Origin of the sequence: Velocimicrobium porci, assembly GCF_009696045.1 — a bacterium.
Classification (GTDB): Bacteria; Bacillota; Clostridia; order Lachnospirales; family Lachnospiraceae; genus Velocimicrobium; species Velocimicrobium porci.
Window position 1 is genome coordinate 1 of the sequence record NZ_VUMT01000004.1, and the last position, 16,579, is coordinate 16,579.

At 34.8% G+C, this 16,579-nt stretch carries 18 protein-coding genes; all 18 read right to left on the bottom strand.

Translation table 11 applies throughout. The annotated features are described in order from the left end of the window. Positions 1–417: 417 nt before the first annotated feature. Complete coding sequence (locus tag FYJ58_RS03675; protein WP_154517414.1) at positions 418–1,341, bottom strand: choline/ethanolamine kinase family protein; 924 nt, start codon at positions 1,339–1,341, stop codon at positions 418–420. Between the two features lie 132 nt (positions 1,342–1,473). Next, positions 1,474–2,598, bottom strand: coding sequence for a 1-propanol dehydrogenase PduQ (locus FYJ58_RS03680; RefSeq protein WP_154517417.1), 1,125 nt, complete (start codon positions 2,596–2,598; stop codon positions 1,474–1,476). A gap of 153 nt (positions 2,599–2,751) precedes the next feature. Further along, positions 2,752–3,528, bottom strand: a complete 777-nt coding sequence (locus FYJ58_RS03685) for a response regulator transcription factor (protein ID WP_154517420.1) — start codon at positions 3,526–3,528, stop codon at positions 2,752–2,754. 5 nt (positions 3,529–3,533) lie between these two features. Next, on the bottom strand, positions 3,534–4,727 hold the full coding sequence (locus FYJ58_RS03690; RefSeq protein ID WP_154517423.1) for a histidine kinase: 1,194 nt from the start codon (positions 4,725–4,727) through the stop codon (positions 3,534–3,536). Positions 4,728–4,902: 175 nt separating this feature from the next. After that, positions 4,903–5,175, bottom strand: a complete 273-nt coding sequence (locus tag FYJ58_RS03695; protein ID WP_154517426.1) for a hypothetical protein — start codon at positions 5,173–5,175, stop codon at positions 4,903–4,905. Between the two features lie 2 nt (positions 5,176–5,177). Next, positions 5,178–6,182 carry a DMT family transporter gene (locus FYJ58_RS03700; protein WP_154517429.1) on the bottom strand — a complete coding sequence of 335 codons (1,005 nt, stop codon included), beginning with the start codon at positions 6,180–6,182 and terminating at the stop codon, positions 5,178–5,180. Between the two features lie 376 nt (positions 6,183–6,558). Next, entirely contained in the window at positions 6,559–7,125 is a 567-nt protein-coding gene (locus FYJ58_RS03705; RefSeq protein ID WP_154517432.1) for a BAR domain-containing protein, read from the bottom strand. After that, positions 7,122–7,937, bottom strand: coding sequence for a DUF6115 domain-containing protein (locus FYJ58_RS03710; RefSeq protein ID WP_154517435.1), 816 nt, complete (start codon positions 7,935–7,937; stop codon positions 7,122–7,124). Before FYJ58_RS03710 ends, FYJ58_RS03705 begins: the two co-directional genes overlap by 4 nt. Before the next feature lie 11 nt (positions 7,938–7,948). Then, a complete protein-coding gene (locus tag FYJ58_RS03715) occupies positions 7,949–8,266 on the bottom strand; it encodes a hypothetical protein (RefSeq protein ID WP_154517438.1) in 318 nt (105 codons plus the stop codon). A gap of 12 nt (positions 8,267–8,278) precedes the next feature. Continuing rightward, complete coding sequence (locus tag FYJ58_RS03720; RefSeq protein WP_154517441.1) at positions 8,279–9,880, bottom strand: DUF342 domain-containing protein; 1,602 nt, start codon at positions 9,878–9,880, stop codon at positions 8,279–8,281. 47 nt (positions 9,881–9,927) lie between these two features. Next, positions 9,928–10,695 carry a FliA/WhiG family RNA polymerase sigma factor gene (locus FYJ58_RS03725; protein WP_154517444.1) on the bottom strand — a complete coding sequence of 256 codons (768 nt, stop codon included), beginning with the start codon at positions 10,693–10,695 and terminating at the stop codon, positions 9,928–9,930. A gap of 27 nt (positions 10,696–10,722) precedes the next feature. Further along, positions 10,723–11,016 carry a hypothetical protein gene (locus FYJ58_RS03730; protein WP_154517447.1) on the bottom strand — a complete coding sequence of 98 codons (294 nt, stop codon included), beginning with the start codon at positions 11,014–11,016 and terminating at the stop codon, positions 10,723–10,725. A gap of 14 nt (positions 11,017–11,030) precedes the next feature. Continuing rightward, entirely contained in the window at positions 11,031–11,516 is a 486-nt protein-coding gene (locus FYJ58_RS03735; RefSeq protein WP_154517450.1) for a chemotaxis protein CheD, read from the bottom strand. Positions 11,517–11,527: 11 nt separating this feature from the next. Further along, positions 11,528–12,148, bottom strand: a complete 621-nt coding sequence (locus FYJ58_RS03740; protein WP_235912542.1) for a chemotaxis protein CheC — start codon at positions 12,146–12,148, stop codon at positions 11,528–11,530. Further along, entirely contained in the window at positions 12,149–12,625 is a 477-nt protein-coding gene (locus FYJ58_RS03745; RefSeq protein ID WP_154517453.1) for a chemotaxis protein CheW, read from the bottom strand. Positions 12,626–12,640: 15 nt separating this feature from the next. Then, positions 12,641–14,758, bottom strand: coding sequence for a chemotaxis protein CheA (locus FYJ58_RS03750; protein ID WP_154517456.1), 2,118 nt, complete (start codon positions 14,756–14,758; stop codon positions 12,641–12,643). Continuing rightward, entirely contained in the window at positions 14,759–15,850 is a 1,092-nt protein-coding gene (gene cheB / locus FYJ58_RS03755) for a chemotaxis-specific protein-glutamate methyltransferase CheB (RefSeq protein WP_154517459.1), read from the bottom strand. It lies immediately after the preceding gene. Next, positions 15,850–16,566 (bottom strand): flagellar brake protein, encoded by a 717-nt coding sequence (locus FYJ58_RS03760; protein ID WP_154517462.1) that lies wholly within the window; start codon positions 16,564–16,566, stop codon positions 15,850–15,852. Before FYJ58_RS03760 ends, cheB begins: the two co-directional genes overlap by 1 nt. Positions 16,567–16,579 lie beyond the last annotated feature (13 nt).

Below are 16,579 nucleotides of genomic sequence, written 5' to 3' on the forward strand. Positions count from 1 at the left end.
GTTTATTAAAGTGCGCCTAAAATGTCCGGTTATCCACTTTTCATTCCAGAATTCGTGCTCTGCGCGAATTCTTCCTTGTTTTGGTTCAAGATTGCGAACGAGCTTCGCGAGTTTCGCAATTACCTATATTGTAAAGTAAAGACAAATATTTTATTATTATACATCAAAACATTTTTACTCTGCAGTTAGCAATAATAATAAAACATTCTGTCAATCTCTATATACAATATATTACAGTATTTTTCAAACTTTGTATACCCTTTTTCTTCTCTTTTTTTTTTTGCAAAAAATGACAATTTTTTTCTTATTAATTAACTCGCATTACAACACTAATTATTTAGAGCTTCTTATCTTTAAACAAAAATAGAGCCTATTCAAAAAATTTCTGAATAAGCCCAAATATTCTTACAACATTTTTTAACTTTTATACCGTACCATATTTTCAATCGGATACCTGTCAAGTTCTTCTATATGCTCCATATTTTTCCTAAACCGTTCATATCGGTTGCAACAATATTCTAAAAAATCATCTCCACTATAATGCCTGATTAGTGCCCATACTGTCCATAATAAATCCTGAGCCATCAAATAACATTTTATTTTCAATTTTTCTGGCTCAGGCACATTACTTTCATAATAAAAAGAAAAAAATTGCTCAATCGCTTTCTTTCCCAATTGGGATTCAATAATGTATGCTGCAATGTCCCACGCAGGGTCATTTTGCCCCGAATATTCCCAATCAATCAGATAGTATTCTCCCTTTTTATCAAGCAAAAAATTTTCCGGCACTGTATCATTATGGCATAAACAGTAAAACTCTTCCTCTAAATTATCTTCCATAAAATGAATCAAACGTTCCTTTAAAGTAAAATAATCAGAAAACATTAGACCATTTTGCTTATAAACCAGCTTTTCATAAAGAGCAATTTCCTTTTTCCAATCAAATCGGTTTGAAAATTTTAAATTACTTTGGTGGAGTTTTTTTAAAATATTCGAAACTCCCAAAAGATTTTCTTTTGTACTGGGATTAACTTGTGCAAGATTCTTACTTTCCCTTATATAAACTGAAATTTTTACACCTGTGTCAGAATCGCAGTAAACACATTTTGAATTAACTCCAAGCTCGGAGGCAATACCTGTATTAATCCGTTCCACTTTCCGGTTAATAAAATGCTCTGTCATCGTTCCCGGTTCACGAATTACATAAGTTTCTCCCTGAATTTCCATAATATAATTATAGTTTGTAAGACCACCCGCAAACCTAGATTTATCATACTCGATTGCAGCATCATTAAATACTTGACGGAGCGTCTGTTGTACTACTTCTTCTTTTCTATTCATTCAATTCACCAATACCCTCGTTTTTCTTTTTGACTCAATTATTGTAATAGTAGCAGAATTCGCTAAGAATATCAATATAATAACAAGTTTTGTCATGACAAATGTACCAATGGCTGAATGTAAAGAAAAAAATTATTTCCATAACTTTTGATACAATAAAACGACTTCTTCCTTTACAGGTATTCTAGGATTTCCCATTGTACACGCATCTTTTAATGCAGACTCCGCCATATCCCAGACCGCACTCTCATATTCACATTCCGGTACTTTTTCTATTTCCGATATCGTCCCCGGCATATTCATCTCTTTCATCATTCCTTTGACCCACTGAATTAAAGACCGAACTGCCATCGTATCATTAAAGCAATTAAGCCCAAGTATTTTAGCTGCCTTTCCATAACGTCGCATTGTTTCCTTATCTTCCGTTCCAATATTATAAGCAATCAGATAAGGTAAAATAATTGCATTTGCCCTGCCGTGTGGAATATGAAACTTTCCTCCAAGCTGGTGTGCCATTCCATGATTTAGCCCAAGAGAAGAAGTCTGAAATGCCATTCCTGCAAGACAGGACGCATAATGCATTTGTTCTCTTGCTTCTTTATCCTTAGGATTCCGATAAGAACGAAGTAAATAAGTACCGCATAATTCGATTGCCTTTTCTGCAAGTGCATCGGAAAAACAGGAATGTTTCGAACTAACCAAGGCCTCTAGTGCATGAGTCAATACATCCATTCCTGTATCCGCCGTAATAAATGCAGGAACACTTTCTACCAATTGAACTGCAAGAATTGCTTCATTTGGTGTCAGAGATTCAGAAGAAAGCGGTTGTTTTGTTTTCGAGCCAGGGTCTGATACAACCGAAATATTTGTCACTTCAGAGCCGGTTCCACTTGTAGTAGGAATTGCAATAAGCGGTATTTTTCCATAAGATTCTATTTTTAAGGCAAATTCTCGAATTGCCTTTGCAGAATCAATTGCAGAACCTCCACCGACAGCAACTAATACATCAGGATGATAAGTAAGCATTTTGTCAACTCCCTGCGTAATTTTATCAATTGGAGCATCCGGTGCAACTTCCTTAAATATTTCATATTCTTTCTTTCCCCGTTCCAGCGGCTCCGTAATCATAGTAATCATACCACTCTCTTCTACGAAAGGGTCAACAATCAGTAATACTTTTTGTCCTGCAATGGTTTCTAAATGTTCCAACGCATTTTCTTCAAAATAAATTTTTGTATTCATTGAAAAACAATTCATAATAACCTCCATTTTATACATTTTTATCTTCGATTCCATAATTTTATTGTAGTCCATTCTCTCTAACACAAATGAAAGAAATAGGAATTGTTTCTTGTATAATGCCTAACACTTTTTATCTATTCTTGCATTTTTTCACCTATCTTGCATTTTTTATACCTTTGCTTTTGTCATTACCTGTTTTTTATACTTTTGCGGAGTCATATTCATTCTGGCACAAAACACTCGATTAAAATAAGAAGGATCACGAAATCCACATTCTACTGAAACCCGGTAAGCCGGATAACTGGTTGTTTCAAGTAACTTACAAGCATATTGAATTTTAAGCCGATTTACATACTCTGTAAATGTAACACCTGTCTCTTTTTTGAATACCCTGCTAAAATACTGTGCGTTTACATATACTTCAGACGCAACCATTTCAAGCGTCATTTTCTCTTTGTAGTGTTTTTGAATATACTTTTTTGATTCCTCCACAAATGTTGGATGCTTTTCCTCTTCTTTCTCTTCGCTTTTAACAAGAGTTGTCTGTTCACCTGCAAAAATTTTCTGCGTTTCTTCTACCTTTTGAACCATATCTAACAACACATTCCGGATACCGGAAGGTTTCATTGGCTTTAGCAAATATTCATGTACATGCAGCCGAACTGCTTCCTGAGCAAATTGAAATTCCATATAAGCGGTAATAATACAGACACATACATGGGATAAAAAAGTCCGAATCTCACGAATGGCCTGAATACCATCAATTTCCGGAAGCATAACATCCATAAAAATAATATCCGGGCGATACTTTTTTGCCATATTCACTGCCTGGCGTCCATTTTTTGCCGTTATGACTTTAACATCTGATTTCAATGTTTCCTCTACAATTGCCTTTAAAAACTCTAATTCTAAGGGTTCATCCTCTACTACCAACACCGAATACATATCAATCACCTCATCATAAATTTACTTGGAATTGTAATAGATACCGTACTCCCACTAAAATCTGATTTTACAATATTTAATCCATACTCATCTCCAAAATATTGTTTTATCCGATTGTCGGTAATTCGAAATCCCAATTCACCGACAGCCTTTTCTTTACTTTGTAGCTTTTTTAACACATCCTTTGGAAAACCATTTCCATTATCCGCAACAAATATAATTATCTTTTGATGATCACTTTCGCCATATATTTTAATAAAACCGCCATCTCTTTTTTTTGAAATTCCATGCAAAATTGCATTTTCCACAATCGGTTGTAAAATCATATTAGGGACACGACACGTTTTTATATGTTCCGGCACATCAATTTCATATTCTAACCGTTCTCTAAGCCTTGCTTTTTGTATATACAAATACTTTTCTATATTATCAAGCTCCGTGCCAATGGTATGAAGGGATTCTCCTTTTTGCAGGTTATAACGCAAAAGATCAGATAAACAATAAATCAATTCCTCCGTTTTCGAAGCATGCTCAAAATAAGCCATTCTGGCTATACAATTTAAAGTGTTAAACAGAAAATGTGGATTTACGGTCAATGAATTATTTTTTGCTTCCAAATCATTGATTTTCTTTTTTAATATTTCACGTTCGATTGATTGCTCCAACCGATGTTCTGTATTTTCCTCTTCTGATTTTTCCAACTCTCTTGAAATATTTTTGGAAAGATAAGAACACAATTGCTTATGTACCTCACACTTTTCATTCTCAACAACAAGAAGCTCTGAATGCATCTTTGCTACTGTTTCAAATGAAAGCTTCTTTTTTTCCGCCAACAGTGAAAGTAAACCATTACTTCTTTCCCCCTCCGTATCCTTCGAATATGCCTGCAAACCGGTAATATAAGCAACAATCTCTTCTTTCTTTTTGATAGGCATAAGCACATTGTTTAGTCCTCTTTTACAGATAAAGCAACCGTTCTCTCCATCCTTGATATGTTTTTTATAATCCTCACATACAAAAGATTCCTCTTTTTGGCAAATGTATCTGCAAAAATTTGGTGCTGGTATCAGTTCCTGTATAATTTTTCCATCTAGGTCAACCAATAAAAGAGAATTTTTCGTGAGTGATAATAAATCACTGTATCTGCTATACAAATCCGATGCTACAATTAAGTCAAGACTATTTTCATTTTTACTCATATTCCTCTCCACTCCAATGTCCAATTTAAAACTAACAAATCAAACAAACATTTAATAAAATCTTTATCTATTATATATTATATATACAAAAAGTAAAAGCATGTCTTGTATAATATACAAAAAAATGCTATACCAGTTTACTCCTAGCATAGCATTTTTTCTATCGTAACAAAACTTATTTATTAGGCATATACTTCGAAACCATCTTTTTACCTTCCTCATTAATGGAATAAAAAAGGATTAATTCGCCACTGTCATTAAGCTCTGCGCCTGCATCTTCCAGGAGACCATTTGCTTTCAAACACATTGCATGATCAATAAAGCTTTTTTTTGTAAAATGTCGTTCTGTTCCATATTCATTTCTCATCGCTTCCATAATCTCATCTGGACAAGCTTTTTCCACTGTCGTCATATATTCCAATACACGAAATCGAACTGGTGCTTTCATACTCAAGCCTCCTCTTTTCTAATAAAATCCATTGGATTAACAGACACCAAAATTGCTCCAATTGTAACAATAATGCCTCCAACAACTACCATACCAGTAACACTTTCATGAAGAATGATAATAGACCATACAAATCCCCATAGAACATATGTAATATTAAGTGACATGCCTTTTGCAACACCACACATACTATTTGCATTATACCATGTTAAAAATGAAGTTGCGCAAACAAGCGCTCCAATCGCCATGATTCCGATTACTTCCGGCTGAGTAATTGCAGAAGCAAACAATTTATATCCTCCAATAATTGGGAGACCTACGATAAGAATCGAAAGACCTGACATCGCATCACGAATTGTAATTGCAATTTTAGGATCCATCATAGACATTCCAAATGTGGAAATCATGCCTTCAGCACCCCATCCAATTGCTGCAAGCAACGAAAATGCAATTCCAAGATAAAAATTTTGTGGATTACCATCTGGTTTGACATAAGAAACGATAATTGTTCCAATAATACAGATTGTCATACCAATTCCAACACGTTTTGATATCTTCTGTTTCATAAAAATCCGGCTTAAAATTGCTCCAACAACAGGACACAGTGCAGAAATTGGCATGGCATAAGTTGCTCCGGCATACATAATTCCCAAAAGATAAGCTACATTTGCAATTGGTCCACCAAATAAAGCTGCAAGACACACCATCATACCAGGAAAAGTACACAAATTCCTTATAATTTCCTTTCCACGTCCCTGCATAACATTAAGGCCAGTAAGCCATAATGCTGCAAGAGAATCATTAATGGCAATTGCAACCAATGAAGCGGCAATTAATGGTGCAGTTGCAAATGGTGCTTTTGCAGTAGCAAGACCAAGAATTACACTATAAAGTCCGTATGTCATACCAGACATAGCACCATGAACGGTACCTTTGCGCTCAAATTTTGCTTCTAAGTCAGCCTTTAACCGACTTGCATTTTGTCCCCCGACAACTGCTTGACTCATTTTGTTTTCCTCCTTACATATTTTATTATTAATCCCATAAGTGAAATTTTCTTCATTCTAGCAACAATTTTTATACTCGTCAATCTCGTCGATTCGGGTTGTTCCACTTGATTATCGAACTTATTTTTCGTTTCTTGGATAATCTTGTTAATTTTTTGACTATTCTTTACTTATCTTCCTTGCTTTTTGATTTTCTTCCTTTATTTATTGGATTATTTTGTGGTTTATAAAAGCTCTTAATTGTACAATCTTATTTTTGTTTTTTAACTGTTTTATAGCCTATGACAAAAAATCCGCTATACCATTTCTGACCTTAGTATAGCGGATTTACGATTAAATTAAAACTTTTTAGAGCGTACCTGCCCTATTATTTAATTTAATTTGATTTTGTTATTGTTCTGGCAATTTCTTCATAGTCTGGGTGACTGGAAACCTTAAACTTTCCAACTGAAATTCTATCTGAATATCCATTATTACATAAATATTGGTCAAATTTTTCTGCCTTATCAACCAGTCCAATATTCTCTAAATATCTCGAAACTTGAGCAGAAGACATTCCCTCCTGAATTGTAAATTTTGTATATTCTTTTACTTCACTCTCATTCTTTTCCGTTTCGTTCGATTCATTTGTCTTCTTAGACTCATTAGAATCCTTTGGTTTTTCTGTTGATTCCGGAGTAACGGTTGGTGTATTGCTACTGCCTGTTGTTAAAGACGTAGCCGCTTCGTCTTTCCGCTTTGGTGTTGGAGATGGATTCTGCATGTTTTCGAGGCTTTCCTTCAACTCATCTGTTTCCATTACCATTCCAAGCTCTTTCGCTTTTTTTATAATCTGTCCATCTGTCATTTCGTTCTTATCAGATACCCGATATGATATTGTAAGAACTAATGCAGTAAAAATAATACCAGTTCCTAATCCTCGTAAAAAATATTTCAATTTCATATTGTAACACCCTGATACAAATCAATAATTAATTTTACTTCCCCCTGCCCAATGTGAAGCAATTTGGAAATTTCTAATATTGATTTACCTTCCTGATATAAATTTAATACATTTTCCTTTAAATCCGATTCCTTTTCTTTTTTAGTATCTGGTATTACTTCTCTTGATTCTTCTATTTCATCTTCTAATCTTGTTTGAATTTCCATAGTTTCCTCATTTTCAAAATCTGTCTTTGGTTCTTTTAATGGCTTTTTCTTTGCATGTACCTTGTCAAAAAGTTCTGAATCGGCTGTTACCTCACTTTTCTCTAGCTTCTCATAAACTTTTTCTTTTCCCTCTTTTGCAATTTTTTGCAACATATCAATTCCCGTATAAGATTTTTGTGTTTTTTCCTGACTCAATCTCATCAAATCTTCTAAAGCAGCTTTTGATTTATCCGCCTCTGTTACCATTTTCTTAATCTCATCCTGCTTTGTATTTAACATATTATAAAGAAACACAACTTCTTTATGGTTTGTTTCAATTTTTTCTAATAACTGATTGGAAAATTCATCCATTGCCATTATCTTTTCATTTGAAATTGTACTTAATTCTTCATCTGTCTGATCGATTATTTCATTCATCTTTTCTGCAGTAACATTCTCTACCTGACTACGAACCTTTTCCTCATCTTTTTCGCTCCAAAGTTCATGGATCTGACCGGAACGGTCTGATAATGAAGCTGAATTCTGTCCCTTCTCAATTTTTTCTGAAATAAAATAACTGATGGCAACAATAATGAATCCAATTACCACTAAACTAATATCTAACATAATTATCCCTTCTAAATTCGAATATCAAGATTACTCATTTGAATTGACTTCTTCTCGTTCTCTTTTTCCTTCTCTTTATTTTGTTTTCCTTTTTTCCTTCTATTATAAGACGAATTATTTCCTTTTTCTTTTGCATCATAACGGTATTCATTATTTTCACTCTTCGTTGCTTTTACCGTCTGTTGACTATTATGTTTAATATTTTGATTATATTGTACACTAAGCTGTTCTTGAGCATGTGTCTGTCTTTGATTTGATGCAGACTGCATTTGTGATGCCTCTTGTGATTTATTTGGCATCATTGCAAAATCAATTGGTCGAATTGACATACACTCACCTCCTTATAAATTTGAGGTACAAATTTCTGCCCGATCTCTTACAAATTGACCATGGACAGTTTCATTTTTTATATATAATGTAGAATTACAAATAGTTACTTTGACGCCGGGATACGCACTTCCTGAAAATTTAATTCTGCCACCTTTGTAATTCTCTATTTCCATTTTTAATACTTTGTGCCTTAAAGAACATTTTTGGTTCTCCGCTTGAAGCTGTTTTGCCTTTAGGGCAGCTGTCTGTTCTGCCTGTACTACTTCTTTTGAGGCAGTTCCTGTCATTTTCTTTTTAGCACAGATTTTAAGAATCTCTACTAATTTTTTCTGCTCTTCTTCAATTTGTTCTAATCGCTCTTCTACCTGTTTAAATTCATCCAAAATTGCCTGATCAATTGCAATTGTTAAATTCGTCTGAGTTCCCATCACAGAACCCAGTGTAGTCGCTGTTATATTGGCAGTCGTTCGCACATTGCCTCCGGTAATCATACCTTTCTTACCACCAACTGTAATCGATCCTTTCGCTATAACATCACTGTGCATAATTGCATCTGTTGTAATTTCTCCATCTGTTATAACTTTACAATTTTCCATAAATTTAGCTACAATATTACCTTTTGCTTCTAAAACTCCTTTTCCCATTCCCTGAATTCCACGTTTTAAAATAATTTGTCCACCAGCAATTAAAGTGGCACCCTCTACAACACCATTTACAATAATGTCACCCTTTGCTTTTACTTTGAATCCTGAAATTACATTTCCTTTTACTTCTACATTTCCTTCATATTCAATGTCACCAGAAGCAACGCCTACATCTGCCGGAACTTCATATGTATCGGAAACAAAAACGCGGTCATCCGCCAACGTTACGTGACCATCTACATCCGAATACATTGTACATCCGTCTTCGGACAAATGAATATTTTTTCCATGCTTTAATACTTTGGCTACAACCTTTTTAGGTTTAATAACCCCTCCACATACATCAATTCCATTTTTTCCATAATCGACCGGATCTAACGTTGCAAGTACATCACCTTTATTAACATGATTTATCATATCTAAATGATGAAAGTCAACTGATCCATCTTCATTTACCTTTGGTTTTGTATTCAAGTCTGTATTAAAGTGATAGGTAATCACTGCACTTTTTCCCTCAACCGCTGAAGTCGCTAGTGCCAGTTCAAATTCCTTACTATACTCCCTTGTTCTTAAAAATTCATCAATCGCCTCATCTTTTACGCCAAACCTTACTCCAGCCTGAACTAGGGAATCAATTACGTCCTGCTTGCTCATTTGCTTACCTTTTGACGAAGGTGCCACAAAAATTCCTGTTGCTTTCGATTTATCTAATTCAACATGTACCAAAACTCTTTCATCTTCCGGCAATATCTCTTTTTCTGTTATCTTGACCTCCTGTGGTTCTTTTTCAGCCAATAACAATGCCGTATTGATTTCTTTCGGACTGTACTCTGTTAAATTAATCTGTTCAAAATAAGCTACAACTACATCGTATTTTACTTTCTCTCCTCCATTTTCAGCAGGATATACTTTCAAGTATGTTCCATCTTCCTTATGTACTAACTGAAAATAGCTATTCTTCCCCTCCATAATTTTCCTCCGTCTTTTATACAGTATAAGTTTTTATAACCTACAAATCAAAATCCATAAAATAATTCCATATTTTCTCCTAATTTTACCTTCATTTTTTTCAGTGCTTTTGTATGTAACTGAGAAATTCTGGATTCTGAAACTTCTAAAATTCTACTAATTTCTTTTAAAGTTAATTCTTCATAATAATAAAACAAAATTACTTTTCGTTCATTTTCTGTAAGCTCTTCTAACACCTCAGCTAATATCTTTTTTAATTCTTCCCGTTCAATAATACGCTCAGGTTGTTGAAACTGTATGCTTGTATTGGAATCAACTCTTATTTCACTTCCCTGTTCAAGAAATTCATCTAAAGAAATTAAATTTGTTACCTTCGTCTGATTCTGCCAACTATTCAACTCATCAACTGAAATTTCAAGTTCTTCTGCCACTTCTTCTTCGGTTCCAGGTCTTCCATGCTCTGCCTCTAATTTTTGATATGCCGTTTCCAGCTTCTTTTGCTTTTGGCGCAAAGTTCGCGGAATCCAATCCATTTTTCGAATTTGATCTAAAATTGCACCACGAATCCGAAGGCTTGCATATGTTTCAAATTTAACCCCTTTTAAAGAATCAAATTTATCAATTGCATCAATTAAACCAAATGTACCATATCCCACTAAATCGTCATATTCAACTGTATAGCCAAGGTACATGCTTAATCTTCCAGCTACCACTTTTACAAGACCAGCATACTCAATAATCAATTTTTCACGAATATCAGGTGACTTTTGTTTTGCATAATCAGCCCAAAGTTTATTTCTTTGTTCTTCGTTCATCTATGCCTCCACTATAAAATTTTATAACTATTCGTCCATCCCTTGACTATCTTCCGCATTTGTTTCTTCATCAGAATCTTCCTGCTGCTCTTCATCACTTTCCATAGCTTCTTCTTTCTCTTCTGCAACTTTTCGGCTTGCTTCCTCGTTTATCTTTCTTATAATCCGCTTTGCAATCAAGCCAACTATATAAAACAAAACTAACATTCCAAGCAAAAGCTTTAAAGCATATAATGTATCAACTTTTTTAATAATACAAAATATACACACAATAGCTCCCGCCGATAACATTGTAATCGCAGGTATATATCTTTCTTGCATTTTGTTCTCCCCCTTTAGACCTTTTTCGGAGGTTTGCCAACTGCCTTAATTAAAAGTTCTCCTGTTTCTGGATAAAATTCGATTGTTCGTCCATAAGAATTCCCAGTATCCTCCGCAAGAATCCGTATCCCCAACTGCTTTAATTTTGCCTTTGTTGCTATGACGTTACGTTCACCGATGCGAAGCATGTCATTACCACTCCCAAATGCAAACATTTGAGCTCCACCTGCAATTTTAGCAACCAATCCAATCCGGCTGGCACCATTTTTTACCATCATATCAATACAGGCATCAATCCCTGTATCTGCAAATTTTGCAACATTGCTGTTGTTCTTTACCGCTTGGCTGTCTGGCAGCATAATATGTGCTAAGCCTGCAATTTTTCTATTTGCATCATAAAGAGCAATGCCAACACAGGAACCAAGCCCTAATGTTGTAATTGCATCCGGAGCCTTGCATATATTAAAATCTGCCATGCCAACTTTAATCATATTACCCATATTGTAATCACCTATAATCCAAGAGAAGCCATAATTTTACTATACGACTCCAATGTTGGTATTAATACAAAATATCCGCTGACTTCTATGTCATCCTCAACGATTTGCGTTTTAATAACCAGTGCTTTATCACCGACCTTACCAAACTCAATCGCAGGTACACTCAAAATTGCTCCTGCCATATCAATTGCCATATAAGGAACCGATGATGTAATTAACATGTTCGTTAAAGTAGATATCGAAGATAAGTATGCACCTGCAATAATATTACCAATTTCATTAAGGGCAGACAAATCCATCTCTGTAAAAGATTCAAAATCCTCCAAATCCCGATTCATTAAAATATTAATCACATGATGAGCAGACTCCTTTTCCATCATAAACATCATCATGCCATCAATTTCCCCTTCTAGTGTAAGAAGGATTCCAACAATCAGATTTTCCGCTCCACCAATCATATCTGCCAAATCTTGAAAATCTAACAGCTCTACATTGGGAACTTTCATATCAATCTTTGTGGAATGTAACAGCTGGGACAATGCTGTTGTAGCATTGCCCGCACCTATGTTACCAATTTCTCTTAATACATCAAACTGCAACGAATCCATTGCACTATAATCAAAATCAGACAATTATTTCACCTCATTATCTTTATCTTTCTCAATAATAACATCCGCTACATTAAGTAAAGATATAAGTCCATCCTCATGTTTGCCAACACCGCTGATAAACTGTGATTTGTCATCATTTGCATTATATGTTGCTTTATCAATACAACTTGGATCCAAATCTACAACCTCTTTTACTTCATCAACGATTAATCCTACTGATGCCTGTGGTTCTAATTTTAAAATTATGATTCTTGTCGTATTTGTATATTCATCTGGTTCTAAATTAAACTTCAGTCTAAGACTCATAACCGGAACAATTTCACCACGGAGATTAATTACCCCTTTAAAATAAGTCTGGGCTTTTGGTACACGGGTAATTTTCTGCATACGCACAATATTCTCAACATACTGGATATCAATTCCATATTGCTCTGTTCCTATCTTAACACATATGTATTGTTTACTCTGTAATTCTTGTGTGCTATTTATATTTTCCATTTATGACACCCCCTACTAAACTAAAGCATTCGCATCAATAATTAGCGCAACTTCACCATCACCAAGAATTGCAGCACCACTAATCATCTTATTATTATTGATGTATTTTCCAATCGATTTAATAACAATTTCCAGCTGACCAATTAAATTATCAACAATAAGTCCTGCCAGTTTCTCACCTTTTTTAACAATAACAACTGTTAAGCTTTCTGCCTCCTGCTCTCTTGGTTCTACATCTAATACTTCATCTAAACGAATCAATGGTATTACAGTTCCTCTTAAATTGATTACTTCTTTTGTCTGAACATATTTAATATCAGAAAGAGGTACATCTTCAATTGTTTCGATAGATCCTAAAGGAATTGCATACTTCTCATCTCCAAGTTCAACCATAAGTGCCTGAATAATTGCCAATGTAAGTGGCAAGCGAATGATAAATGTGCTTCCCTCTCCTAAGACAGTCTTGCACTCAATGTCTCCACCAAGTTTCTCTACATTTGTCTTTACAACATCCAATCCTACTCCTCGACCAGATACATCGGATATCTTTTCTGCTGTTGAAAAGCTTGGTCTGAATAACAAGTCAATGATATCTTTCTGAGTCATTGTTTCTGCCTGCTCAGGTGTAATTGTTCCTTTGTCAATTGCTTTTTGTTTTACTTTCTCTGTATCAATACCTTTACCATTATCTCTAACTTCGATTACTACATTATTGCCATCCTGGTAAGCGTCTAAGAATATAGAACCAACTTCCGGTTTGCCAAGTGCAATTCTCTCTTCATTGCTTTCTAAACCATGATCAGCAGCATTTCGAAGTAAATGCTGTAATGGATCACCAATTTCGTCAATAACAGTACGGTCAAGCTCTGTTTCTTCACCGCTCATATATAATTCCATTTTTTTGCCCAGTTTCTTCGTCAAGTCACGAATCATTCTTGGGAATTTGTTAACAACGGTTTCAATTGGCATCATACGAACCTTCATAACAGACTCATGAAGATTTGTTGTAACTCGCTCTAAATACTCTACCTGCTCATTAAATGCAGTTCCGTCTTTCGCTCCATTTTCACTTGAACCAATGGAAATCAATCCATTTTTAGCAATAATCAGCTCACTAACTAAGTTCATTAATACATCAAGCTTTTCAATGTCAACTCTGACAGAACGATTTACAACTGGTTTTCCACCACTCTTCTTTGCCGGCTGAGCTGGCTGAGCTTTCTTTGGAGCCTCCTGTGTTGCCGCGGCAGCTTGTACCATGGCAGGTTGCGTTGGCTTTTCTTCTTTCTTCTCTTCTGCTTTTTCCTGCTCTTTTTCTTTTGCTTGTTCTTTTTCTTGTTGCAATGAGAAATCATCAATTGCTACATCTTTAATTTCAGAAACATTAAGAATTGCTGATTTAATTTTTTCCTTATCTTCTTTTGTAATTAAAATAATACTAAAGTCAAAATCAAATTTTTCATCCTCAATGTCCTGAACCGATGGCTCAGATTTAATTACTTCACCTAAGTCCTCTAATGCTTTGAATACAAGGAATGCCCTTGCTGCTTTTAATATACAATTTTCTGCAATATAGACTGTAATTCCAACTAAATTTTGTCCTGCTTCTTTTGCTTTTTCTAATGTACCAATTTCATATTCTGAAATTGCAATCTCTTTGAATTTCATGAAATTATCATCATTCGCAGGAGCCACAGCTTCCTGTTTTACAGTTTCCTTCGCTGGTTCTGCCGGTATTTCAGCGCCGGTACCTTTGGCCAGAATACTATTTAAATCATTTAAAATATCCTGATTGTCTTCTGTCCCTTCATCAGCGGTTTCTAAAATATTGTTCAGATAAGATTCAAGTGCATCCAAACCGCGGAATAAAACATCTACTAATTCCGCCTGAACTTTCATCTTTCCATTACGAATCTCTGAAAATACATTTTCCATATTATGAGTTAACTTTTGCATTCTTTTGTAACCCATTGTTCCTGCCATACCTTTTAAAGAATGGGCTGCACGGAAAATTTCATTAATTGTATCCTCGTTTTCTGGTTCCTGTTCCAAAATCAATAACTGATCACTTAAAGTTTGTAAATGTTCTTTTGTTTCATCAATAAAAATCTCTAAATATTGGCTTACATCCATTTAATGCACCCCCACATTCTGAGTGATTGCTCCTGATATTTTCTTTAATGGCTGTACTTCATCTACAAGCCCTGCTTCTGCTACAACTTTTGGCATTCCATATACCGTACATGTAGCAGCATCCTGAGCAATGACATAAATTTTCTTGTGTTCTTTTAATTGTTTAATGCCTCGTGTTCCATCTCCACCCATGCCAGTTAACACGACACAGGTGATTTCTTCAAAGTCTGAAGATACTAAAGATTCATACATAATGTCTGCACATGGTTTCAATCCGCCTCTTGCTGCCTCTTGGGTAACAGATATTTTATATTTTCCATCTGAAACTTTATTAAGTCTCATTTGACGACCACCTTTTGCAATATAAACGACACCATTTTGTAGCACTTCGCCGTCTTCGGCTTCTTTTACATGCAAATTACTCATTTCATCTAATCGGTTTGCTAAAGATTGCGTAAAACCTTCCGGCATATGTTGTACTAATAAAACAGGAGCGTTTAAATTCTTAGGCAGGGTTGGAATAACATCCTGTAACGCTTTAGGTCCTCCTGTAGAACAGGCCAAAGCAACAAGCTTGGTGCCTTTAATACTTTTTCCAGTCTGGATTTTTTTGCCAGCTGGTACTGATAGACTCGAACTGCCATTCTTTCTGTCGGTAATAGAAACTGTTGCTTCTCTTTCGTCGTCTATCCTCAAAGCAACTTTCAATTCCTTTAAAATCCGTTGCTTGAATGTATCACTTTTTGCCTCAACAAAACTTCCCGGCTTTGTAATAAAGTCAAAAGCACCTAATTCCAATGCACGAATTGTTTCTTTCGTACCTTCCTTTGCAACCGTACTAACAACAATTGTAGGAATCTTTATATTGTTTTTATTCATTTTTTCTAGGAATTCAAGTCCACCCATTTTAGGCATATTAATGTCTAATAATATTGCATCATAGTCTTTCGGATTTGTCATAATTAAATCCAAACCTTCAATACCATTCGAAGCAATTCCGGCAACTTGAAGTTTTCCATCTGAGTTTATTATATCAGACATTACCCTTCTTATAAGTGCAGAGTCATCAATTATTAAAATATTTTTTCTCATTATGTATAACCCCTTTCCCGTTGGCGTATTTTTCTTTCTTCTTCAAATATTACTCGGATTATTTTCTCTCTATCAGAATTTGATATATTGATAAACTCAACTCTATTCTCGAATAATCCCTGTTTATTCAATAGTTTTTTTGAGTCAACAACTCTTGCTTCGACTAATTTGCCTTCCCAGGTTTTCAGAGTAGGATAACCAAGTCTTAATAAAATACAGGTATCTTTTTTAAGTCCCATATCAGAATTAAAACAGCAGCCACCACCACTAATATCCGTTGCCATCCCTATTTTCCATTCCATTTGGTCAATTCCATATTCATCAATCGACTCTTTTGAATGATTGTCATTTACACAAGCATATAAAACTTCCCAAAAACATTCCAGCCGATAAAATCTTCTTCTTTGAAGCCGTTCTAAATCAGATTCTAAAAGCATAACTAAAATACACAAATTTTCTTTTTTATATCGAGTGATAATCTGTCCTTTACATTGATATAAGCCGCGTTCTGTATAAAACCGAAGTAAGTATTCCTCATCAGGTTCTAATGGAATTATTTTCCCTTTTATTATGGGAACTGACAATTCAATTTTTTCACTATTATCATAATCCAGTACCTGACTATAAAATATTTTTTCTTCATCCGGCAGCTTTGTTCTTCGATTGATTTTTATCAAATCAACCTTTACGCCGGGCAAAAATATTTTCGTTTTCATAGATCATCACTCC